A 20,554-nucleotide genomic window follows, 5' to 3' on the forward strand; every position below is an offset into this window, starting at 1 on the left:
CAGCCTAGCCGCCGGATCACGCGGTCCGCGCGACCTCCAGGTCGACCTCGAAGCGGTCGAGGTGGCGAGCCGCGGCAGGCCACGCGGAGTGCCACTCGCCGCGCACCATCCGCACTCCCGGTGACTCGAGCCACCGCAGCAGCACCTCGGTCTCCTCGATGAGCGCGGCCGGCAGGGGTCGCGGCGCCGGCTCGACGGACTCGGCGGTCGTCAGCAGCCGGTCCACCCAGGGAGCCGTGGCGCCCGGGGTGACGGCGACCTCGCGCGGCAGGACGGCCGCGGCGGCCAGCCGGCCGTGCCGGACGACGTGGACCTCCCAGCCGTCGCGGTGCGGGGCGGCCGCCACGACCTCGGGCTGGGCGGCCAGCGAGTCGAGCCGCTGGGCCCGTCGGACCGCCCGGATCAGGCTGGTCGCCCGGTCGCGCAGGACGGCCGCGTCCTCGAACCGCTGGGCCACGGCGAGCGCGGCCATGCGCTGCTCGAGGTGGGACACGACCTCGACGGGGTCGGCGGTCATGGCGGTGCGGGCCCGGCCGACCTCGTACGCGTAGTCGGCCGCCGAGACGCTGCCGTCGCACGGCGCGAGGCACTGGCCCAGCTCGGCCAGCACGCACGCGGCCCGGCTGGGGGCGAGCGGCAGCCGGCCCGTGCACTGGCGGATGCGGAAGGCGTCGTGCAGGGTCGCCTGTGCCGCCTCGGCCTGCCGGCGACTGCCGAACGGGCCGATGTGGGTCGCGCCGTCGATGACCGTGCGGACGAGCGAGACGCGCGGCCAGGGCTCGTCGGTGAGGCGCAGCCACGTGGACCGCTCGGGGAACTTCGAGCGCCGGTTGTACGGCGGTCGGTGCCGATCGATGAGGCGCAGCTCGCGGACCCGGGCCTCGGTGGCGGTGGCACACACGACGTGGTCGACGCGCTCGGCGAGGGTGATCATCTCGCCCATCCGGGTGCGGGTCTCGGCCTTCGTGAAGTACGACCGGACGCGCGTGCGCAGCGAGCGCGAGGTGCCGACGTAGAGCACGTCGCCGCGAGGGTCGCGGAAGAGGTAGACCCCCGGGGCGTCGGGCAGCCCGTCGGCGAGATGCCGCTTGCGGCGCTGCTCGGGCGTGACCTTGGCCGTGAAGGTGGCCAGGTCCTCGACGGTCGAGACGTTCCACGTGCCAAGCCGCTCGAACAGGGCGTGCAGCACGTCGACCGTCGCCCGCGCGTCGGTGAGCGCCCGGTGGTCCGGGACGACGGGGGAGAAGCGCGCGGCGAGCGTCGACAGCTTGACGTTGGGGACCTCGTCGCGCAGCAGCACGCGGCGGGCCAGCAGGACCGTGTCGACGACGTCGAACCCGGGCCAGTCGATCTGCAGCTCGCGCGCGGCGTGCTTGAGGAAGCCGACGTCGAAGCGGGCGTTGTGGGCGACCAGCACGCTGCCGTGCGCGAACTCCAGGAAGCTCGGGAGGACCTCGGCGATCCGCGGCGCCTCGACGACCATCTGGTCGGTGATGCCGGTCAGCACCGTGATGAACGCGGGGATCAGCTGGTCGGGGTTCACGAGCGTCTGGAACTCGCCCACGATCTCGCCCGCGTGGACCTTGACCGCGCCGACCTCGGTGATGCGCGACCCCTTCGCGGGCGAGCCACCCGTCGTCTCCAGGTCGACGACGCAGAACGTCGTGTCGTGCAGCGGACGCCCGCCCCAGTCGAAGCCGGGATCGTCGAAGGCGGGCTGGATGGAGGTCATGGCGCGACCGTAGGACGCGGGTCCGACCGTTTCGGCGCCGACGCGCCCGCAGCGCACGACCGAACCGCTCACGACGAAAACTGTCCGCGGTCGTCCGTACGTTCGGGCGCATGAACGAGATCGAATCCCCGGCGCCCGTCGTCGTCGACTGCGACAGCTGCCTCGTCCGCTGCGCGGCGGTGTGCGCCGACTGCGTCGTGTCGGTCCTGATGGGTCCGCCCGACGATCGGCTCGCCTTCGACGCCGACGAACGAGCGGCCCTGGACGCCCTCGCCGAGACCGGGCTCGTGCCGCCGCTGCGGCTCGTCGTCAGCCTCCCCGACCCCGTGACACGCGCCGATGCAGGTTGAACCCGACTCCCTCCCGAACTACAGTGGGGCCTTGTGTCGCCGAAGGTGACACCGCCGAATCGCTGCGATCACGCCACTGACGTCGAGATCAATGCGAGCCGGGGACCCAAGGTACGTGGGGTGAATCGACCGGCATGCCGGTCGTAGGGCAACCGAGGCCCGAACCCGTCAGCTCACCTGGTAGGCGTCTAGGTACAGCAGGAGTCACTTCGTGCGCTTTCGCACCCCCGCGATCGTCGCGGCCGCATCGGCCGTCGCGATCGGATCGTTCGTTCTCGTCTCACCCGCTCAGGCCGACCCCGAGGTCACCCAGGCCGACGTCGACAAGGCCTTCGACAAGGCCGAGGCCGCGAACGAGCGCCTCAACGAGCTGAACGAGGACGCCAAGGACCTCGACCAGCGCATCGACGAGGTCACCGGCGAGATCAAGAAGATCCGCAAGGTCTACACCGTGCAGCGCAACGAGCTCGGTGCCGACATCGTCCAGCAGCAGATGGAGCAGCCGCTCGGCCCCACGGTCAGCCTGCTCGGCAGCCAGGACCCCGATCAGTTCCTCGACGGGCTCAGCGCCATCGACGCGCTCAACACGACGCGCGCCGACGCGCTCGAGTCCTTCACGAAGACCCGCATCGAGCTCGAGAAGCGCGAGAAGCAGCTCAGCGGGCAGCAGGACGCGCTCGACGCCAAGCTCGCCACGGCGAAGAAGACCAAGACCGAGCTGCAGGCGTCCTACGCCAAGGCCAAGTCCGACTTCGCCCTGTTGTCGCTGGCCGAGCAGAACGCGATGTCCGACAGCGACATCTCCGCCGTGGAGAACGCCGGTTCGGGCGCCGCGAAGAAGGCCATCGCCTTCGCGATGAACCAGCTCGGCGACCCGTACGTCTACGGCGGCACCGGCCCCAACAGCTGGGACTGCTCCGGTCTCGTGATGAAGGCGTACGCCGCGGCGGGCATCTCCCTGCCTCGCGTCGTCGGCCCGCAGATGGCCGCCGGCCGCCGCGTCTCGGCGTCCGAGCTGCAGCCGGGCGACCTCGTCGCCTACGGCAGCATGGCGCACATCGGCATCTACCTGGGCGGCGGCAAGGTCATCCACGCGCCGCGCCCCGGCAAGAGCGTCGAGATCACGAGCCTGTCGTACGGCTTCAACGTCTACGCGCGCGTCAGCTGACCGCCTGCTCCACCCGTACGACGAAGGCCGCCCCGAGGGGCGGCCTTCGTCGTGTCCGGACGGGGTGACGCGCTCAGCGCACGTACAGCGCCTCGATCGTGTCGTGCAGGTCGCGCAGCACCATGTGGCGCTTGACCTTGAACGACGGCGTCAGGTAGCCGTTCTCCTCGGTCCAGTCCTCCTCGACGATCACGAACTTGCGGATCGCCTCGGCGCGCGACACCTGGGTGTTGGCGTCGTCGACGGCCTTCTGGACCTGTTCGAGCAGCTCCGGGTCGTCGAGGTCGCCTGACCACCCCTCCGGGTCGATCGTGATGAGCGCCGCGATGAACGGCTTGCCCTCGCCGACGACGAGGCACTGGCTGATCACCGGTTGGGCGCGGACGCGATCCTCCAGGATCGCCGGCGAGACGTTCTTGCCGCCCGCCGTGACGATGAGCTCCTTCTTGCGGCCGGTGATCTTGACGAAGCCGTCCTCGGTGATCTCGCCGAGGTCGCCGGTGGAGAACCAGCCGTCCTCGGACAGCACCTGACGGGTGGCGGCCTCGGCGTTCCAGTACCCGGCGAAGACCTGCGGCCCGCGGAACTGCAGCTCGCCGTCGTCGGCGACGCGCACCTCGACACCGGGGAAGGGCGGTCCGACCGTCCCGATGCGCTGGTGGCCGGGGTGGTTCGCGGTGAGCGCCGCGGTCGTCTCGGTGAGGCCGTAGCCCTCCAGGACGTTGAAGCCGATGCCGCGGTAGAAGTGTCCGAGCCGATCGCCGAGCGGCGCGCCGCCGGAGATCGCGTACTCGGCCTTGCCGCCCAGCGCCGCGCGCAGCTTGCCGTAGACGAGCGTGTTGTAGAGCGTGTGCTTGGCGCGCAGGGCGATCGACGGCCGACCGCTCTCGGTGGCCCGGCTGTAGGCGATCGCGGTGCGCACGGCGGCGTCGAAGATCTTGCCCTTGCCGTCGGCGTAGGCCTTCGTGCTGGCGGTGTTGAAGACCTTCTCGAAGACGCGCGGGACCGCGAGGACGAAGGTGGGCTGGAAGGTGCCGAGGTGACCGACGAGATCGGCGACGTCGGCGGTGTGGCCCAGGACGGCGCCCCACCGGATCGCCCCGACCTGGATGATCCGGGCGAACACGTGGGCCAGCGGCAGGAAGAGCAGGGTCGACGCGTCGGGGGAGTCGAACAGCTCGGGCAGGCGCACCTTGGCGCCGTGCAGCTCGGCGCGGAAGTTCGCGTGGGTCAGCTCGCAGCCCTTCGGGCGCCCCGTGGTGCCGGACGTGTAGATGAGTGTCGCGACGTCGGACTGCGCGACGGCCGCGCGGCGTGCCTCGAGCTCGTCGTCCGAGACCGAGGCGCCCTCCGCCGCGAGCGATCCGAGGACGTCCTCGATCGGACGGACGACCGTCAGCTCGGGGGCCTCGACGCGGGCCTCCTCGACGCGGGCGAGGTGCTCGGAGCTCTCGTAGAACAGCTCGGTGGCGCCGGAGTCCTGCAGGATCCAGGAGATCTGGCTGGCCGACGACGTCTCGTAGATCGGCACCGTGATCGCGCCGATCCACCAGTTGGCGTAGTCGAGGACGGTCCACTCGTAGCGGGTCTTGGCAAGGATCGCGACGCGGTCCTGGTGCTGGGTGCCGGCGGCGAGGAGTCCCTTCGCCGCGGCGATGACCTGCGCGTGGAACTCCCCGAGGGTGACGTCCACCCACGCACCGTCGACGAGACGCCGCACTGCGACGTCGTCGGTATCGGTGTCCGGGCGGTCGAGGATGTCACGACTGAGCGTCCCCCAGTCGTCGACGGTGACGGCGTTAGTTTCGGTGCTCACAGACAGCACCGTACTCCTGTGGCGAGGACGTCCGACCGCGCCGATAGGCTGGACGGCATCGGCGAGGAGGTGGGCATGGCGCGCACGGTGAACGACATCGTCATCGATGCCCCGGCGGGTGCGGTGATGGCGGTGATCGCCGACTTCGAGGACTATCCGCAGTGGGCCACCGGCATGCAGGCCGTGCAGGTCCTCGAGTCCGATTCCGACGGTCGCGCGCACGATGTCCGCTTCACCCTCGACTCGCCGCCGATCCGCGACACGTTCACGCTGCGATACCACTGGCGTGGCGAGCGTCAGGTGTCCTGGTGCCTCGTCGCCGACGAGGAGACGATGCTCTCGGCGATGGACGGCACCTACACGCTCGACGTCGTCGCCGGTGGGCGCACGCGGGTCACCTACCAGCTCGCCGTTGACGTCAAACTGCCATTGTTGGGCATGCTCAAGCGCAAGGCGGAGAAGGTCATCGTCGACACGGCACTCAACGGCCTCAAGCGCCGCGTCGAGAGCCGGGCACGTGCCTGAGCGGCTCGCGGTCGGCATCGACATCGGTGGCACGAAGATCGCTGCGGGCGTCGTCGACGAGGACGGCCGGGTGCTCGCGCGGACCCGTCGAGCGACTCCGACGACGGACGCCGGTGAGGTCCTCGAGGCGATCGCGGACGTCGTGGCCGAGTGCCAGTCGCGGTTCCCCATCAAGGCCGTGGGTGTCGGCGCGGCCGGATACGTCGACGTCACCGGCTCGACCGTCGTCTTCTCGCCGCACCTGGCGTGGCGCAACGAGCCGTTGCGCGACGCGGTGTTCCGGCGCACCCGCCTGCCCGTCCTGGTCGACAACGACGCGAACGCCGCCGGCTGGGCCGAGTGGCGGTTCGGTGCGGCCCAGAACGAGCCCGACGTGGTCATGGTCAACCTCGGCACCGGCATCGGCGGGGCGATGGTCCTCGAGGGCCAGTTGTACCGCGGCCATTCCGGCATGGCGGGGGAGTTCGGCCACCAGCGCGTCGTCGACGACGGGATCGCGTGCGAGTGCGGCAACCACGGCTGCTGGGAGCAGTACGCCAGCGGTCGGGTGCTCGAGCGTCGGGCCCGCGCGGCGGCGGCGGAGGGCTCCGAGATCGGTGCCGCGCTGATCGAGATCGCCGGGTCGCCCGAGGCCGTCGACGGCTCCACCGTGGGGGCCCTCGCGGCCCGCGGTCATGGCGAGGCGGTCGCGTGGGTCACCGACGTCGGGCACTGGCTCGGCATCGGCCTGGCGAACCTCGCGGCGGCGCTCGACCCGGGGATCTTCGTGATCGGCGGCGGCGTCAGCGAGAACCGCGAGCTGCTGCTCGCCCCGGCGCGCCGGGCGTTCGCCGAGCACCTCACCGGACGCGGCTACCGGTCGGAGGCGCGCATCACGCGCGCCCACCTGGGCAATGACGCGGGGCTCGTCGGCGCTGCGGACCTGGCACGACTCAGAGCGCGGCGCCGTCGTCTGGCCAGTCCGGGGTACCAGGCCCGCGATCGGGCAACCGCGCTACCAGGTAGACCACGGCGGCGACCGAAGCGAGGATGAGCGCGCCCGTCACGACCGTCGGCGGCCGCAGCGAGAGCAGGGCCGCGAGCAGCAGCACGGCGGGCCCGGCCACGAGCAGCGTCCACGCGACCTTGACCCGACCGTCCGCGCGCAGGCCGGCGGGCCCGACCTGGCGGTAGAACTGCTCGTCCTCGGAGTCGTCGCCGGTGTTGGCAGGCTCGCGAGCCGCCTCGCGCTCGGCCCGGTCGCGCTCGGCGGCCATCCGCGCCGCCGACGAGTCGAGATCCGCGAGGCCCGTCAGGTCCAGGTCGAGTCCCTCGACGATGCGGTCGAACTCGTCCGAGGAGGGCGTGCGGTCGTCGGTCACGGCGGTGGCTCCTGGCTCACTCGGCGGGGGCGTGGTCGGCGAGGAACTGCGCCGACCTCTCCATGATGTACTCCGCATCATGATCGAGCGTTGCGACGTGGAAGCTGTTCGTCAGCTCGACCAGCTCGCGATCGGGTGACGAGATCCCGTTCATCACGAGCCCGGTCGTCAACTCGTCGACGACGTGGTCCTCGCGTGAGCGGAACATCAGCAGCGGAGCGGTGACCTTGTGCAGGTTCGACCGCACGTCCTTCCACAGCTGCAGCTGCGAGTTCAGTGCCTTGAGCGGCGTCTTGTCGTAGCCGATCTCGTCCTGGTCCGGCTTCTTGATGTCGTTGCCGATGCCGGGCATCGAGGACAGGACGCGGCTCAGCAGCGGCACGGCCTTGAGGTCGAGGCGCTTGAGCGCGATCGCGGGGTTGACCAGCACGAGGGCGCCGACGTCGGCCGGCCGCTGCTCGGCGAGTCGCAGGGCCAGCGCGCCGCCCATCGACAGGCCGCACACCGCGACCCAGTCGCACCGGGCGCGCAGGTCCGTCAGCGCCGAGTCGACCTCGCCGTACCAGTCCTGCCAGCGCGTCGTGTTCATCTCCTGCCACGTCGTGCCGTGGCCGGGCAGCCGCGGCACGACGACGGTGTGGCCGAGCCCGGCCAGGTGTCGGCCCCACGGTGTCATCGAGGCCGGTGAGCCCGTGAAGCCGTGGCTGAGCAGGACGCCGATCCGGCCTCCGTCGGCCAGGAACGGCTCGGCTCCGGCCTTGATGGCGGCGGGTGGGCGAGGCGAGGTCGCGTCGGACATGTCGCCATCGTGCCCCATCGCGCCGATGAGAGCGCCGCGTCGGGGTAATGTCTCGTGCGTGTTCTACTGGTTCCTGAAGTTCCTCGCCCTGGGTCCGGTGCTCAAGCTGATCTTCAGGCCGTGGGCGGAGGGCACCGAGAACGTGCCCCGCGAAGGGGCCGTGATCCTCGCCAGCAACCACCTGTCGTACAGCGACTGGCTGTTCATGCCGCTCGTGATCCCGCGGCGGGTCACCTTCGTGGCGAAGGCCGAGTACTTCGAGGGAACCGGCATCAAGGGCTGGTTCCAGCGGACGTTCTTCTCCGGCGCCGGACAGGTGCCGATCGACCGCAGCAGCGGTTCGGCCGCGGCCGGCGCGATCCGCACCCAGTTGCGTCTGCTCGCCGACGGCGAGGTGTGCGGCATCTATCCGGAGGGCACCCGCTCGCACGACGGCAAGCTCTACCGCGGCCGGACGGGCGTCGCCCGCATCGCGCTGGAGTCGAAGGTCACGGTCATTCCCGTGGCGGTCATCAACACCGACGTGGTCGCGCCTCCCGGCAAGGTCTTCGGCACGTACGCGCGCCCCGGCGTGCGGTTCGGCAAGCCGCTGGACTTCAGCCGCTACGAGGGCATGCAGGACGATCGCTACATCCTGCGCGCGATCACCGACGAGATCATGTACGAGATCATGACGCTCTCGGGCCAGGAGTACGTCGACCTCTACGCGCAGGACGCGAAGAAGCGCGACAAGGAGCTCGAGCGCCAGGCCGCCCGGGAGAAGGCCAAGGCCGAGGCCGAGGAGGTCTGGGAGGAGATCGCCGAGTAGTCCGAGACCATGAGGGCGCTCCGCGCCCGATCGGTCGAGGAGGTTGAGGTGCGCAGGGCGCTCAGCGCCCGAAGCCTCGAAACCCGGTCGGCTGGCGTGCCCGGTTCCGACCGCCCGCGCGGGGACCGGCACGCGTCGCCGTGGTCTCGATACGCCCGCTCGTTCCTCGCGTGGCTACTCGACCACCGGGCCGGTGGACGCAGGTCAGGTCCCCTGAATCGCTGACGTAGAATTTGCCCGGTGAGCATCCCCAGCCTGGAAGACCTGCGTGCGATCGGTGCTGCCCAGCAGCCGACGTACCCCGACCTCGACGCGCGCGACCGCGCCGTCGAGACGCTGCGGAAGATGCCGCCGCTGGTTTTTGCGGGCGAGTGTGACGCGCTGCGCGACAAGATGGCTGCCGTCGCCCGCGGCGAGGCGTTCCTGCTCCAGGGTGGCGACTGCGCCGAGACGTTCGAGGGCGTCACCGCCGAGAACGTCCGCAACAAGCTGCGCGTGCTGCTCTCGATGGCCGTCGTCCTGACGTACGCGGCGAGCGTGCCGGTGGTCAAGGTCGGTCGGCTCGCGGGCCAGTACGCCAAGCCCCGCTCGAGCGACTCCGAGACGCGCGACGGCGTCACGCTGCCGGCCTACCGCGGCGATGCGGTCAACGGCTTCGACTTCACCCGCGAGTCCCGTCATCCGGACCCGCAGCGGCTCGTCGACGTCTACCACGCGTCGAGCGCGACCTTGAACCTCGCGCGGGCGTTCACGACCGGCGGCTACGCCGACCTGCGCCAGATGCACGCGTGGAACACCGACTTCGTCCGCAACAGCCCCGTCGGCGAGCGCTACGAGCGGATCGGCGACGAGATCGACCGGGCGCTGGCGTTCATGGACGCGATGGGCGTCGACGCCGACGAGCTGCACACGGTCGACTTCTACTCCTCGCACGAGGCGCTCGTGCTGGAGTACGAGCACGCGTTGACCCGCATCGACTCGCGCACGGAGCAGCCGTACGACGTGTCGGGCCACTTCGTGTGGATCGGTGAGCGCACGCGCCAGCTCGACGGCGCGCACGTCGAGCTGCTGAGCCGCATCGCGAACCCGATCGGCGTGAAGCTGGGCCCCACCAGTTCGGCCGACGACGCGCTGGCGCTCTACGAGAAGCTCAACCCCGAGCGGGTGCCGGGCAAGGTCACGTTCATCACCCGCTTCGGCGCGGACAAGATCCGCGACCTGCTGCCGACCCTCGTCGAGAAGGTCACCGCCGCGGGCGCCGAGGTCGCGTGGGTCACCGATCCGATGCACGGCAACACGTTCGCCACGGACAACGGCTACAAGACCCGCGAGTTCGACGACGTCATCGACGAGGTCCGGGGCTTCTTCGAGGTGCACCGCGCGCTCGGCACGTGGCCCGGTGGCCTGCACGTCGAGCTGACCGGTGACGACGTCACCGAGTGCCTCGGCGGCGGCTTCCGGTTGAACCAGGACGACCTCGCGCACCGGTACGAGACGCTGTGCGACCCGCGCCTGAACCGCGCGCAGTCGCTCGAGCTGGCGTTCCTCGTCGCCGAGATGCTCGCCGGCCGCGGCTGACCCGCGGCCGTGCCGGCGTGCGGCCGGCTCAGGACAGGAAGACCGTCACCGACGAGCCGACCTTGACCGTCGAGCCCGTGCCCGGCGACTGGTAGCGCACCGTCGCGTCCTTGCCCGCGAACGGGTTGCGGGTCGCGTTGAGCTTGAGCCCGATCGCCGACAAGGTCTTGCGCGCTTCCTTCTCGGTCATGCCATCGAGGTTCGGTACGGCGACCTTCTCGGGCCCCTTCGACACGACCAGGGTGATCGTGTCGCCCTTGTGGCCGGTGCCGGAGCTGGGTGTCTGGGAGATGACGTTCCCCGCGGCCACGGTGTCGCTGAACTGCTCGGTCCGCGCGACCGCGAACCCGGCCTCCTCCAGGGCCGCCGCGGCGCTGGCCGCCGACCGGCCGGAGTAGTCGACGATCTCGATCGGCTTGGGACCCTTGCTGACGACGAGGTCGATCGGGGTGTCGCGCTTGACCTTGTCGCCGACCTTGTGGCTGGACGACCGGATGACGCCGTCGGTCGGGACGGTGTCGCTGTAGGCCTTGGCGACGTCGCCGATCGCGAGGTGGCGGGCGCCGAGGATCGTCTCGGCCTCCTCGAGCGTGCGGCCCTTGATGTTCGGGACCTCGTAGCGCTCCTTGCCCTTCGAGATGGTCAGCGCGATCGTCTCGTCGGGCAGCAGTCGTGACCCCGGCTCGGGGTCGGTGGCGATGACGGCGCCCTTCTCGACCACCTCGGAGTACTCCTCGTCGCCGACCGTCGTGGTGAACCCGGCGGCCTCGGCGGTCTTGACGGCCTCGGCCTGGTCGAGTGCGACGAGGTTCGGCACGGGGTCGTACCTGCCGACGGCCAGGTACCAGCCGAGCAGCGCGGTGGCGGCGAGGGCGGCCAGCGCGAGCAGGAACAACAGGGGACCGCGACGCTTGCGACCCGTGCGCTCCTGCGTGACCGGGACCGAGCCCGCGGCGGCGGGCTGGGTGGCGGGCACGGGCCGGAAGGACGTGGTCGGCTCCAGCACGGCCGCGGTGGGCTGGTCGTCCCCGGGTCCGTAGGAGCGGGCGAGGATCGCGCCGACCGGAGCCGTCGGCTCGGTGTCGGAGCCGTGCGCCAGTCGGGGGAACTCGGCCGGGGTCGGACCCGCTCCCGGCAGCAGGTCGCGGGTCAGCTCGGGATCGTCGGCCAGGCCGGCTGCGAGCGCGCGCTGGACCTGTCGCAGCTGGTGTAGGAGCACGCGGGCGTCCGGGGAGCGCTGCGCCCGGTCGCGGGCCATCGCCCGGATGACGAGGGCATCGAGGTACGGGGGGATGCCCGGCTGCAGCTGCGACGGAGGGAGGACGTCCTCGTTCACGTGCTTGTGCGCGACGGCGATGGGCGAGTCGGCCGCGTGCGGCTTGGCGCCCGTGACCATCTCGAAGAGCATCGCGCCGCACGCGTAGACGTCGCTGCGCGGATCGGCGCCCTGGTGCGTGATGATCTCCGGTGCGAGGTACGAGACCGTCCCGACGAGGACGCCGCTGCCGGTGGAGTCGTTGCTGACCGCCCGGGCCAGCCCGAAGTCGGCGAGCTTGACCTCGCCGGTCGTCGAGATGAGGACGTTCTCGGGCTTGATGTCACGGTGGATGAGGTTCGCGTCGTGGGCCGCCGAGAGAGCCATCAGGACGGGCTCGAGGTACGACAGGGCCCGCCGGGGCGGCATCGGGGCCTCGTCGCGCAGGACGTCGCGCAGCGTGCGCCCGGGCACGTACTCCATCACGAGGTAGGTCGTGTCGCCATCGACGCCCTGGTCGTAGACCGACACGATGCCGCGGTGGTTGAGCTTGGCCGCGGACTGCGCCTCGCGCACGAAGTGGCCGGGCGTGTCCTCGAGCTGCGAGTCCGGGTGCATGACCTTGACCGCGACGACGCGGTCCAGACGCAGGTCGGTGGCCCGGAAGACGCTGGCCATGCCGCCGCGGGCGATGCGCTCGTGGATCACGTAACGCTGGTCGAGCGTGCGCCCGACCAGTGCTTCGTCGTCCATGACGGTCATGTCTCGCCTCCTGCGAACACCACGATTCTAGAGGTCGGGCCTGCATGCCGACCGTTACGGCGGATCAGCGGACGCGTCGCACGGCCGCGTCGACGAGCGGGCCGAGCACGTCGTGGGCCGCCGGGCCGAGCGCGACGATCGCCGTGTGGGCCGCCTCGGTCAGCCGGTCGATGTCCGCCTCGACGGCGGCGAGGGCGCCGCTCGACTCGATCAGGTCGCGCAGCTCGGCGACGCCGTCGGGCGTGCCGAGCAGGTCCAGCACCCGCTGGTCGCCGCACGCCTCGGCCGTGCGCGCCACCAGCACGGTGCGCTTGCCCTCGCGCAGGTCGTCTCCGGCGGGCTTGCCCGTGTCGGCGGGGTCGCCGAACACGCCGAGCACGTCGTCACGCAGCTGGAACGCCTCACCGAGGGGAAGCGCCACGGCGGTCAGGCCGGCGAGCAGGGCATCGTCCGCGCCGGCCATCGCGGCACCGACGTGCAGCGGACGCTCGACGGTGTACTTCGCGGCCTTGTAGCGGATGACGTGCATCGCGGACTCGACGCTGACCCGGTCGCGGGTCTGGGCCAGCACGTCGAGGAACTGTCCCGAGACGACCTCGGACTTGCACGCGTCCCACAGGGCCGCCGTGCGGTCGTCGGGTCCGGCCACGCGGAGCTGCTCGTCGGCCCAGCTGAGCAGCAGGTCGCCGAGCAGGATGGCGACGCGCGCCCCAAACTGCTCCGGATCGCCCGTGCCGCCGGCCGCGCGGTGACGGGACTCGAACTCGCGATGGACGCTGGGCCGGCCGCGGCGCGTGTCGGATCCGTCCATGAGGTCGTCGTGCACGAGGGCGCTGGCCTGGAGCCACTCGAAGGCGGCGCCGGCCGCGGCGATCCGGGGATCGGCGCTGGTGCCGCCGGCGAGCAGCCAGCCGGCGTGGCAGAAGGTCGGGCGCAGCAGCTTCCCGCCGGAGGCGAACTTGAATGCCGCGTCGACGAGATCGGCCACGACCGGGTCGAGCTCGGTCGACCAGGACCGCTGCCGGGCGGCGAAGTCCTCCATCGTCCGTGAGACGGCAGTCCGAAAGGTGGGATCGGATGCCGGGTTGCTCACAGCGGTGACGATACCGTTGGCGCATGCCGACGTTCGACGACACCGCCCGCCGCGACGCCATCCTCGACGCCCTCGCGTCGGATCGTCCCGCGGTCTCGTTCGAGTTCTTCCCGCCGAAGGACGACGACGGCGAGGCCCAACTGTGGCGCACGATCGACGACCTCACGGACCTGGAGCCGACGTTCGTCTCGGTCACGTACGGGGCCGGCGGCTCGAGCCAGGACCGCACGATCCGGGTCACCGAACGCATCGCCCGGGAGTCCTCGCTCCTGCCGGTGGGTCACCTGACCCTCGTGGGTCAGACCCGCGGCGAGATCGAGACGGTGCTCAAGCACTATGCCGCGGCCGGGGTCGCGCACGTGCTGGCCCTGCGCGGCGATCCGAAGGGAGGCCCCCGGGCGCCGTGGGAGCCGCATCCTGACGGCATGGACCACGCGATCGAACTGGTCGAACTCGCCCACGAGGTCGGCGGACTGTCGGTGGGCGTCGCCGCGTTCCCCGAGGGCCATCCCGACGCGGCCGACCTCGACGCCGACGCCGAGGTCCTCGTCGCCAAGGCGCAGGCCGGTGCCTCGTTCGCGATCACCCAGCTGTTCTTCCGGGCCAGCGACTACTTCGAGCTCGTCGACCGGGTCCGCGCGCGAGGCTGCGACCTGCCGATCGTGCCGGGCATCATGCCGATCCTGAACTTCGGGCAGGTCGCCCGGATGGCCGAGCTCTCCGGCGCCGCGATGCCGCGCGAGGTGCTCGACCAGATCGAACCCATCGCCGACGACCGCGTCGCGGTCCGCGCCACGGGCATCGCGCTGGCCACGCAGCTGTGCCGTGACCTGCTCGCCGGGGGAGCCCCGGGCCTGCACTTCATCACCCTCAACCGCTCGCCCGCGACGCGCGAGATCTTCGAGCTGCTGCGCGCCGACGGCCTCGTCTGACCGTCCCCAGCCCACCGGCTCCTCGGTCAGCGCGGGACGGGACCGAGCGTCGCGGCGAGCGCGGCGGTGCCCATCCCGGTGACCTCGAGGCCCGCGCCGGGCACCGCAGCGCCACCGACCCGCCACAGGCCGGGTGTCGGCTCGACCGCGGGACGGGGCAGCCCGGCCGCGTCGCGATCGACGGCGACTCCCGGCACGTCGTGCCGCTCGACGATGTGGTCCCGCACGTCGAGGCCGGCCCGGGCCGCCGCGTCGACGGGGTCGACCCCCGGCGCCGCCGAGAGCATCCACCGGCCGGGGCCCGACTGCCAGCCGCGCACGGGCGACGTGCCGTGGACCGCGAGATCCGCGGGCAGGGCCATGCCCTCGAGCCGCACCGCCGCCAGCGCGGACGTCGGTCGCGCCTCGCCGACGGCCCACACCACGAGGTCGGCCTCGCGCACGGACCCGTCGGCCAGGGTGACGCCGTTCGCGCGTCCGGCGACCTCGGCGACCGAGACCGCCTCGGTCCCGGTCCCGATGCTCACGCGGCGCTCGCCGAGGCGCTTCACGAGCGCGGCGGCCAGGCCCGCGCTGCCGCCGTCGAACGACCACCGACCGAAGTTCCGCTCGACGTAGTGCCAGACCGCCAGCACGGCACGAGCGCCGTCCTCGTGGCCGGGCAGGTCGGTCGCGAGCGGTCGCAGTCGCCGGGGGAGCGCCCGGGCGTGGCGGGACAGTGAACGATCGCCGAGCATCGCGTCGTCGGTCGGCCCGTCGACGGGTGCGTCCCCGGTCACCTCCAGCACCGAGCGGCGCAGCGCGTCCCACGGCTCGGCGAGGGCGTCGACCCACGGCGACCAGCCGTCGGTGCCGAACGCCGCGACGATCGCGTCGTGCTGGGCGCCGCGCGTGCCGAACGGCAGGTCGAGGGCGACCGGCCCGCGCAGCAGGCCACCGGGCAGCACGTGGTGGCGCGCCGGGCCGGCAGAGATCGCGATGAGCGCGTCCATCGGGCGCCCGGACTTGCGGAACAGGTCTCGGAAGACGCCGGGGAGGGTGACGCTCTCGGGCCCCGCGGCCCAGCGCTGACCGCCGAGGCGCAGCCCGAGCAGTCGCCCGCCCGGCTCGTCGTCGCGCTCGAGCACCGTGACGTCGTGGCGCAGCTTGGCCAGGCGCGCCGCGGCGGAGAGGCCGGCGAACCCGCTGCCGACGACGATGACCCGAGCCATGGACGCGACGGTACCGCTCCGGGTGGGGGCCGGGGCCTGTGGGAGGCTGGCTCCATGGGTCCGATCCGTGGCGTCCTGGCGTGGCAGTCCGTCGTCGACGCGCTCGTCGTCGCCGGGGCCGCGCCCGATGGCTCGGGCTCGCTCGACGTCCTCGACCTGGGCGGCGGCACGGGCTCGGACGCGGTGCGTCTCGCCGGTCTGGGCCATCGCGTCGTCGTGGTCGATCCGAGTCCTGACGCGCTCGCGGCATCCGCCCGGCGCGCGGCGGAGGCCGGTGTCGAGATCGAGGGCAGGCTGGGCGACTCGACCGATCTGGCCGAGCACGTCGACGCCGCGAGCATCGACCTGGTGATCTGCCACGGCGTCCTCGAGCACGTGCCCGATCCGGGCCAGGCCGTCGACGCCGCGCGGGACGTCCTGCGCCCGGGCGGGCGGCTCAGCCTGCTGGTGGCGGGCCGGGTCGCAGCCGTGGCCGCACGCGCGGCCGCCGGTGACTTCGACGGTGCGCGCGCGCTCGTCGACGCCGTTCCTGACGCCTCGTGGGACCTGGCCGGACTGGGGCCTCGTCGGTGGTTGCACAGTGAGCTCGCCGACCTCGTCGAGGCGCACGGATTCGCGGCCGAACTGCAGCAGGGCGTGCGCGTCCTGAGCGACGAGGTGCCCGGCGTCGTGGTCGACGGATCGCCCGGTGCGCGGGAGGCGCTGTTCGCGCTCGAGCAGGTGATCCGGCGCATTCCGGAGTTCGCCGGACATTCGGGTGGTTTGCAGACCGTGGCGCGCCTAGAATCGGCACTACACCCCTGATCGAGGAGTCCCACCGTGCCACTGTCGGACGAAGAGGCCCGTCTGCTCGCCCAGCTCGAGCAGTCGCTGGCAGCCGAGGATCCCGAGTTCGCGTCCACGCTGCGCGGCTCGAAACTGGTCGCGCACAACCGTCGCGTCGCTGCGATCTGCGTCGTGGGCTTCCTTGCGGGTATCGCACTGCTGCTCGGCGGCGTCGTCGCCAAGCTGACGTGGGTCGGTGTCCTGGGATTCGTCGCGATGGTGGCGGCGGCCTACTTCTTCGTCCGAGCGTGGCGCCGGGGCATCTCCGGTGCCGAGGAGGCGCCCGGCCCCAAGCCCGCCTCGCCGAAGAGCTCCGGCTCGTTCGTCGAGCGCATGGAGGAGCGCTGGCAGCGCCGCCAGGACGAGGGGCTCTGACCCCGCTCCACCACCAGACCATCTGAGAGGCCCCGCCGTCGGCGGGGCCTTTCGCATTTTCCCCCACGACGCTCCACCGACCCGTCATGCCCGTCATGACGGGTCTTTTCGTCTGCGTGGCGCCTCGACACGCCCATTCCTTGACGAAAAGCGGGTGGATGGTGGAGCGTTGTGGTTTACAGTGGGGCAAAGTGGTGGAGCACACCGAGATTTTGCCCCGAAGGAGACCGACGTGACGCAGGAGGTGCGCGATGCCGAACCCGACATCCGGGCACTTCTTCGGCACGTTCACCCCGCGCCTGGACGAGAAGGGGCGGATCTTCCTGCCAGCGAAGTTCCGGCCGCTGCTGGCGGGCGGCGTGGTGCTGACCCGCGGGCAGGAGCACTGCATCTACGGCTGGACCCCCGAGGCGTTCGACGACTTCTCGGCGCGGGCCCGGCAGGCCTCCTTCACGAACAAGCAGGCTCGCAACTTCGTGCGGATGCTGTTCGGCGGGGCGGCGCACGAGACGCCGGACAAGCAGGGACGCGTGCCGGTCTCGGCGCTGTTGCGCGAGTGGGCGGCGCTGGACCGCGACTGCACGGTCGTGGGCACGGGGGAGCGGTTCGAGATCTGGGACTCGGCCGCCTGGAACGACTTCTCGGACGAGCACGAGGAGGACTTCGCCGACCTGTCGGAGGAGATCTTCCCCGGGATCTTCTGATCGCGGCACCGGTGGGGTGCGATACCCGCCTGATGGGATCTGACGTCACTTCCCCGGCGTCAGAGCCCTGCAGGCGGGGATCGGACCCCATCGACCGGAACGTTCGCGGAGCCGCGGCATGAGCCCCCGGCACGTCCCGGTGATGCTGGACCGTGTCGTGTCGGAGTTCGCGCCGGTCGTGGGACGGACCACGTCCCCGGTCATCGTCGACGCGACGCTCGGCCTGGGTGGCCACAGCGAGGCCCTGCTGACGCGGTACGAGACCCTGCACGTGATCGGCGTCGATCGCGACCGTGAGGCCCTGCGCCGGGCCGGCGAGCGGCTCGCGCCGTTCGGGGACCGCTTCCACGCGGCCCACGCCGTCTACGACGAGCTGCCCGACGTCGTCGCCGAGTCCGGGAGGGACACCGTCGACGGCGTCCTGTTCGACCTCGGCGTCTCCTCGATGCAGCTCGACCTGGCCGAGCGCGGCTTCGCGTACGCGCAGGACGCGCCCCTGGACATGCGCATGAACGACGAGGACGACCTGACCGCCGCCGACGTGCTCAACACGTACGCCGAGGCGGACCTGGCTCGCATCCTGCGCGAGTACGGCGAGGAGAAGTTCGCCCGTCGCATCGCCGCCGCGATCGTCGCCGAGCGCGACGACACGCCCTTCGCGAGGAGCGACCAGCTCGTGGCGCTCATCCGGCGCTGCATCCCGGCACCGGCCCGCCGCACGGGCGGCAACCCGGCGAAGCGGACCTTCCAGGCGCTGCGGATCGAGGTCAACGACGAGCTCGGCGTCTACCGCCGGGCCCTGCCCGCGGCGCTCGAGCTGCTGGCTCCCGGCGGCCGCGTCGTCGTCCTGTCCTACCACTCGCTCGAGGACCGCATCACGAAGCGCGTCTTCACCGCAGCCACCACGTCGACGGCGCCGCGTGACCTGCCCGTCGTCCCCGAGTCCATGCTGGCCCGCTTCCGCTCGCTCACCCGAGGGGCGGAGCAGGCCGGCGAGGACGAGATCGCCGAGAACCCCCGCGCGCGTTCGGTCCGGATGCGCGCCGTCGAACGGATCGCCGCATGAGCACGACGTCGTCCCCCCGCGCGCTCGGCCGATCGGCCGTCGTCAGGTCGACGGCCCTGGCCTCCGGACTCGCGGCTCGCAGTCGCGACGCCCGGGAGGCGGGCCTCAAGCTCGTCGGACCCGTCCGGGTGCGCGCCCGTCGCGCACCGTTCGTGGTCGTCGTGCTGTCGGTCCTGGCCGCCGGTCTGGTCGGCCTGATCCTGTTCAGCACCGCGATGCAGGCCCAGTCGTTCCGCATCGACGACCTGCAGCGGCAGGCCACGCTGCTGCAGGCGCAGAAGGACCAGCTCGCCACCGAGGTCGAGCAGATGCAGAGCCCGTCCGGCGTGGCCCAGCGCGCGCTCGCGCAGGGCATGGTGCCCAACGCCAGCCCCGTGTTCCTGAGGCTGTCGGACGGCAAGGTGATCGGCGAGCCGGTCGCGGCCGAGCCCGGCACGAACGTGAGGAGGGCCGGCTGATGCCCGTGTCGGTGACCCGCAACCGGGTGCGCGTGCTCATCGTGGCGGTCCTCGTGCTGTTCGTGCTGTTCGCGGGGCGGCTGTTCCAGATCCAGGCCGTCGACTCCAAGGCGTACGCGGCGATGGCGGTCGAGGCCGGCACCCGCAAGGCCGTCGTGCCCGCACCGCGCGGCGACATCCTCGACCGCAACGGCGAGGAGCTGGTCACCAGCACCGACGGACTGACGATCACCGGCGATCCCTCGATGGCGGCGGAGAACGCCCCCGAGATCGCCCGCCTCCTGCACGAGAAGCTGGGCGACGAGATCGACTACTTCGACACGATCCAGAAGCTGCGCACGCCCAACTCGCGCTTCGTCTACATCGCCAAGGACCTGCCGGCCTACGAGGCGAAGCAGGCCGTTACCGCGGTCAACGAGGCCGGCTACCCGGGGATCTTCACCGAGACCGAGTCGTTGCGCACCTACCCGGGTGGCTCCCTCGCGGCGAACGTCCTGGGCATCACCGAGAGCAACGGCAAGGGCATCGCCGGCCTCGAGAAGCAGTACGACACCAACCTCACCGGCAAGGACGGCTCCTCGACGTACGAGGTGTCCTCGACGGGCCAGCGCATCCCGATGGCCGACTCGACGGTCGAGGAGATGGTGCCCGGCGCCGACCTCACGACGACGATCGACCGCGACCTGCAGTGGTACGCGGACCAGCGACTGCGTGACGTCGTCAGCTCGGCCGGCGCCGACTACGGCCTCGCGATCACGATGGACGTCCGCACGTGCGAGGTCGTGCAGATGTCGCAGGCGCCGACGTACAACCCCGCTACCCGCGAGAACGTCACGGAGAAGACACTCGTCAACCGCGCGGTGTCGAACGTGTACGAGCCGGGCTCGGTCATGAAGACGATCACGATGGCGGCGCTCGCCGACCAGGGCAAGGTCACGGCGGACACGAAGATCAAGGTGCCGTCGGGGCTGTCGATCGACGGCTTCCCGATCGGCGACTACTGGCAGCACGGCACGCTGCGGCTGACCGCCGCCGGCGTCATCGCGAAGTCCTCGAACCTCGGCACGATCGTGGCGGCCGAGCAGATGTCGGACTCGACGTTCTACTCCTACCTGCGCAAGTTCGGCTTCGGCTCCCGGACCGGCATCGACCTGCCGGAGGAGTCGGTCGGCCTGCTCGCCCCCGCCCGGGAGTGGACGAAGTCGAAGCACGCGACCGTCTCGTTCGGCCAGGGCGTCTCGGTCAACGCGGTCCAGATGATCCGCGCGGTCGGCGCGATCGCCAACGGCGGCGTGATGTGCACCCCGCACCTGACGGCGGGCGCGGACCACGGCGACTCGCGCCGCGTCGTCTCCCGCGAGGCCGCTTCGGAGGTCACGCGCATGATGGAGGCGGTCACGGCCGACGACGGCACCGCCCCCACGGCGCAGATCGACGGCTACCGGGTCGCCGGCAAGACCGGCACCGCATGGCGGGTCAACCCGACGACGGGCACCTACATCCACGGGCAGAACACGATCTCGTTCATGGGCTTCGCGCCGGCGGACAATCCGCGCTTCATCACGTACGTCGTGATCGACAAGCCGCCGGCCAACGCGGGCGGTGGCTCGATGGCGGGCCCGGTGTTCCAGGACATCATGTCGATGGCGCTCGAGCGGTTCGGCGTCACGCCCACGGGGTCGAAGTCACCCAAGATCTCCCAGGATTGGTAGCCGTCGGACTCGCCGGTAGGTTGG

General features: G+C 71.5%; 20 protein-coding genes and 1 riboswitch. Of the genes, 13 read left to right on the top strand and 7 right to left on the bottom strand.

The annotated features are described in order from the left end of the window. Positions 1 to 16: 16 nt before the first annotated feature. Positions 17 to 1,732, bottom strand: a complete 1,716-nt coding sequence (locus ACT26F_RS03180; protein WP_471669035.1) for a DEDD exonuclease domain-containing protein — start codon at positions 1,730 to 1,732, stop codon at positions 17 to 19. 110 nt (positions 1,733 to 1,842) lie between these two features. On the opposite strand from ACT26F_RS03180, the gene ACT26F_RS03185 reads away from it, so the two are divergent. Both ACT26F_RS03185 and ACT26F_RS03190 read left to right on the top strand, forming a co-directional pair. Then, positions 1,843 to 2,082 (top strand): hypothetical protein, encoded by a 240-nt coding sequence (locus tag ACT26F_RS03185; RefSeq protein ID WP_471669036.1) that lies wholly within the window; start codon positions 1,843 to 1,845, stop codon positions 2,080 to 2,082. A 42-nt stretch (positions 2,083 to 2,124) separates the two neighbouring features. After that, positions 2,125 to 2,285, top strand: a riboswitch (cyclic di-AMP (ydaO/yuaA leader). An 8-nt stretch (positions 2,286 to 2,293) separates the two neighbouring features. Continuing rightward, entirely contained in the window at positions 2,294 to 3,250 is a 957-nt protein-coding gene (locus ACT26F_RS03190) for a C40 family peptidase (protein WP_471669037.1), read from the top strand. 73 nt (positions 3,251 to 3,323) lie between these two features. On the opposite strand, the gene ACT26F_RS03195 is transcribed toward ACT26F_RS03190, so the two are convergent. Then, positions 3,324 to 5,066, bottom strand: coding sequence for an AMP-dependent synthetase/ligase (locus ACT26F_RS03195; RefSeq protein WP_471669038.1), 1,743 nt, complete (start codon positions 5,064 to 5,066; stop codon positions 3,324 to 3,326). 18 nt (positions 5,067 to 5,084) lie between these two features. Here ACT26F_RS03195 and ACT26F_RS03200 point away from each other — a divergent pair, with 18 nt between their 5' ends. Together ACT26F_RS03200 and ACT26F_RS03205 are read left to right on the top strand one after the other, a co-directional pair. Beyond that, entirely contained in the window at positions 5,085 to 5,591 is a 507-nt protein-coding gene (locus tag ACT26F_RS03200) for an SRPBCC family protein (RefSeq protein WP_471669039.1), read from the top strand. After that, positions 5,584 to 6,624 carry an ROK family glucokinase gene (locus ACT26F_RS03205; protein ID WP_471669040.1) on the top strand — a complete coding sequence of 347 codons (1,041 nt, stop codon included), beginning with the start codon at positions 5,584 to 5,586 and terminating at the stop codon, positions 6,622 to 6,624. The genes ACT26F_RS03200 and ACT26F_RS03205 overlap by 8 nt, the downstream gene beginning before the upstream one ends. Here ACT26F_RS03205 and ACT26F_RS03210 read toward each other — a convergent pair. Both ACT26F_RS03210 and ACT26F_RS03215 read right to left on the bottom strand, forming a co-directional pair. Then, complete coding sequence (locus ACT26F_RS03210; protein WP_471669041.1) at positions 6,524 to 6,952, bottom strand: hypothetical protein; 429 nt, start codon at positions 6,950 to 6,952, stop codon at positions 6,524 to 6,526. The two genes, ACT26F_RS03205 and ACT26F_RS03210, sit on opposite strands and share 101 nt — an antisense overlap. 16 nt (positions 6,953 to 6,968) lie before the next feature. Continuing rightward, on the bottom strand, positions 6,969 to 7,751 hold the full coding sequence (locus ACT26F_RS03215) for an alpha/beta hydrolase (protein ID WP_471669042.1): 783 nt from the start codon (positions 7,749 to 7,751) through the stop codon (positions 6,969 to 6,971). A gap of 58 nt (positions 7,752 to 7,809) precedes the next feature. Between ACT26F_RS03215 and ACT26F_RS03220 the strand changes: the two genes are divergently transcribed. Beyond that, positions 7,810 to 8,559 (top strand): lysophospholipid acyltransferase family protein, encoded by a 750-nt coding sequence (locus ACT26F_RS03220; protein WP_471669043.1) that lies wholly within the window; start codon positions 7,810 to 7,812, stop codon positions 8,557 to 8,559. Positions 8,560 to 8,799: 240 nt separating this feature from the next. Beyond that, entirely contained in the window at positions 8,800 to 10,137 is a 1,338-nt protein-coding gene (locus tag ACT26F_RS03225) for a class II 3-deoxy-7-phosphoheptulonate synthase (RefSeq protein WP_471669044.1), read from the top strand. Positions 10,138 to 10,165: 28 nt separating this feature from the next. Here the strand turns inward: ACT26F_RS03225 and pknB are convergent, their stop codons facing one another. Both pknB and ACT26F_RS03235 read right to left on the bottom strand, forming a co-directional pair. After that, positions 10,166 to 12,154: a Stk1 family PASTA domain-containing Ser/Thr kinase gene (gene pknB, locus ACT26F_RS03230; RefSeq protein ID WP_471669045.1), complete on the bottom strand. Its 1,989-nt coding sequence runs from the start codon at positions 12,152 to 12,154 to the stop codon at positions 10,166 to 10,168. Positions 12,155 to 12,218: 64 nt separating this feature from the next. Further along, positions 12,219 to 13,247: a polyprenyl synthetase family protein gene (locus tag ACT26F_RS03235; RefSeq protein ID WP_471669046.1), complete on the bottom strand. Its 1,029-nt coding sequence runs from the start codon at positions 13,245 to 13,247 to the stop codon at positions 12,219 to 12,221. 23 nt (positions 13,248 to 13,270) lie between these two features. Here ACT26F_RS03235 and metF point away from each other — a divergent pair, with 23 nt between their 5' ends. Then, positions 13,271 to 14,179, top strand: a complete 909-nt coding sequence (metF, locus tag ACT26F_RS03240; protein ID WP_471669047.1) for a methylenetetrahydrofolate reductase [NAD(P)H] — start codon at positions 13,271 to 13,273, stop codon at positions 14,177 to 14,179. A gap of 26 nt (positions 14,180 to 14,205) precedes the next feature. On the opposite strand, the gene ACT26F_RS03245 is transcribed toward metF, so the two are convergent. Continuing rightward, positions 14,206 to 15,390 (bottom strand): phytoene desaturase family protein, encoded by a 1,185-nt coding sequence (locus tag ACT26F_RS03245; RefSeq protein WP_471669048.1) that lies wholly within the window; start codon positions 15,388 to 15,390, stop codon positions 14,206 to 14,208. Positions 15,391 to 15,444: 54 nt separating this feature from the next. Between ACT26F_RS03245 and ACT26F_RS03250 the strand changes: the two genes are divergently transcribed. From ACT26F_RS03250 to ACT26F_RS03275, 6 genes are all read left to right on the top strand, one after another. Continuing rightward, the gene (locus ACT26F_RS03250) at positions 15,445 to 16,194 is read left to right on the top strand and encodes a class I SAM-dependent methyltransferase (RefSeq protein ID WP_471669049.1); all 750 of its coding nucleotides are present in this window, start codon (positions 15,445 to 15,447) and stop codon (positions 16,192 to 16,194) included. Between the two features lie 15 nt (positions 16,195 to 16,209). Next, a complete protein-coding gene (locus ACT26F_RS03255; RefSeq protein ID WP_471669050.1) occupies positions 16,210 to 16,590 on the top strand; it encodes a DUF3040 domain-containing protein in 381 nt (126 codons plus the stop codon). A 251-nt stretch (positions 16,591 to 16,841) separates the two neighbouring features. Continuing rightward, positions 16,842 to 17,294: a division/cell wall cluster transcriptional repressor MraZ gene (gene mraZ, locus ACT26F_RS03260; protein WP_471669051.1), complete on the top strand. Its 453-nt coding sequence runs from the start codon at positions 16,842 to 16,844 to the stop codon at positions 17,292 to 17,294. A 118-nt stretch (positions 17,295 to 17,412) separates the two neighbouring features. After that, on the top strand, positions 17,413 to 18,360 hold the full coding sequence (gene rsmH, locus ACT26F_RS03265) for a 16S rRNA (cytosine(1402)-N(4))-methyltransferase RsmH (RefSeq protein ID WP_471669053.1): 948 nt from the start codon (positions 17,413 to 17,415) through the stop codon (positions 18,358 to 18,360). After that, entirely contained in the window at positions 18,357 to 18,818 is a 462-nt protein-coding gene (gene ftsL, locus ACT26F_RS03270) for a cell division protein FtsL (RefSeq protein ID WP_471669054.1), read from the top strand. The genes rsmH and ftsL overlap by 4 nt, the downstream gene beginning before the upstream one ends. After that, positions 18,818 to 20,530: a peptidoglycan D,D-transpeptidase FtsI family protein gene (locus ACT26F_RS03275; protein WP_471669055.1), complete on the top strand. Its 1,713-nt coding sequence runs from the start codon at positions 18,818 to 18,820 to the stop codon at positions 20,528 to 20,530. Before ftsL ends, ACT26F_RS03275 begins: the two co-directional genes overlap by 1 nt. Positions 20,531 to 20,554 lie beyond the last annotated feature (24 nt).

This window comes from Aeromicrobium sp. SP1, from assembly GCF_055663785.1.

What these genes read in the sequence shown, in the direction of transcription:
- ACT26F_RS03180 (WP_471669035.1), bottom strand. Translation starts at nt 1,732, where the DNA reads ATGACCTCCATCCAGCCCGCCTTCGACGATCCCGGCTTCGACTGGGGC.
- ACT26F_RS03185 (WP_471669036.1), top strand. Translation starts at nt 1,843, where the DNA reads ATGAACGAGATCGAATCCCCGGCGCCCGTCGTCGTCGACTGCGACAGC.
- ACT26F_RS03215 (WP_471669042.1), bottom strand. Translation starts at nt 7,751, where the DNA reads ATGTCCGACGCGACCTCGCCTCGCCCACCCGCCGCCATCAAGGCCGGA.
- pknB (WP_471669045.1), bottom strand. Translation starts at nt 12,154, where the DNA reads ATGACCGTCATGGACGACGAAGCACTGGTCGGGCGCACGCTCGACCAG.
- metF (WP_471669047.1), top strand. Translation starts at nt 13,271, where the DNA reads ATGCCGACGTTCGACGACACCGCCCGCCGCGACGCCATCCTCGACGCC.
- ACT26F_RS03245 (WP_471669048.1), bottom strand. Translation starts at nt 15,390, where the DNA reads ATGGCTCGGGTCATCGTCGTCGGCAGCGGGTTCGCCGGCCTCTCCGCC.
- ACT26F_RS03250 (WP_471669049.1), top strand. Translation starts at nt 15,445, where the DNA reads ATGGGTCCGATCCGTGGCGTCCTGGCGTGGCAGTCCGTCGTCGACGCG.
- mraZ (WP_471669051.1), top strand. Translation starts at nt 16,842, where the DNA reads ATGCCGAACCCGACATCCGGGCACTTCTTCGGCACGTTCACCCCGCGC.
- rsmH (WP_471669053.1), top strand. Translation starts at nt 17,413, where the DNA reads ATGAGCCCCCGGCACGTCCCGGTGATGCTGGACCGTGTCGTGTCGGAG.
- ftsL (WP_471669054.1), top strand. Translation starts at nt 18,357, where the DNA reads ATGAGCACGACGTCGTCCCCCCGCGCGCTCGGCCGATCGGCCGTCGTC.
- ACT26F_RS03275 (WP_471669055.1), top strand. Translation starts at nt 18,818, where the DNA reads ATGCCCGTGTCGGTGACCCGCAACCGGGTGCGCGTGCTCATCGTGGCG.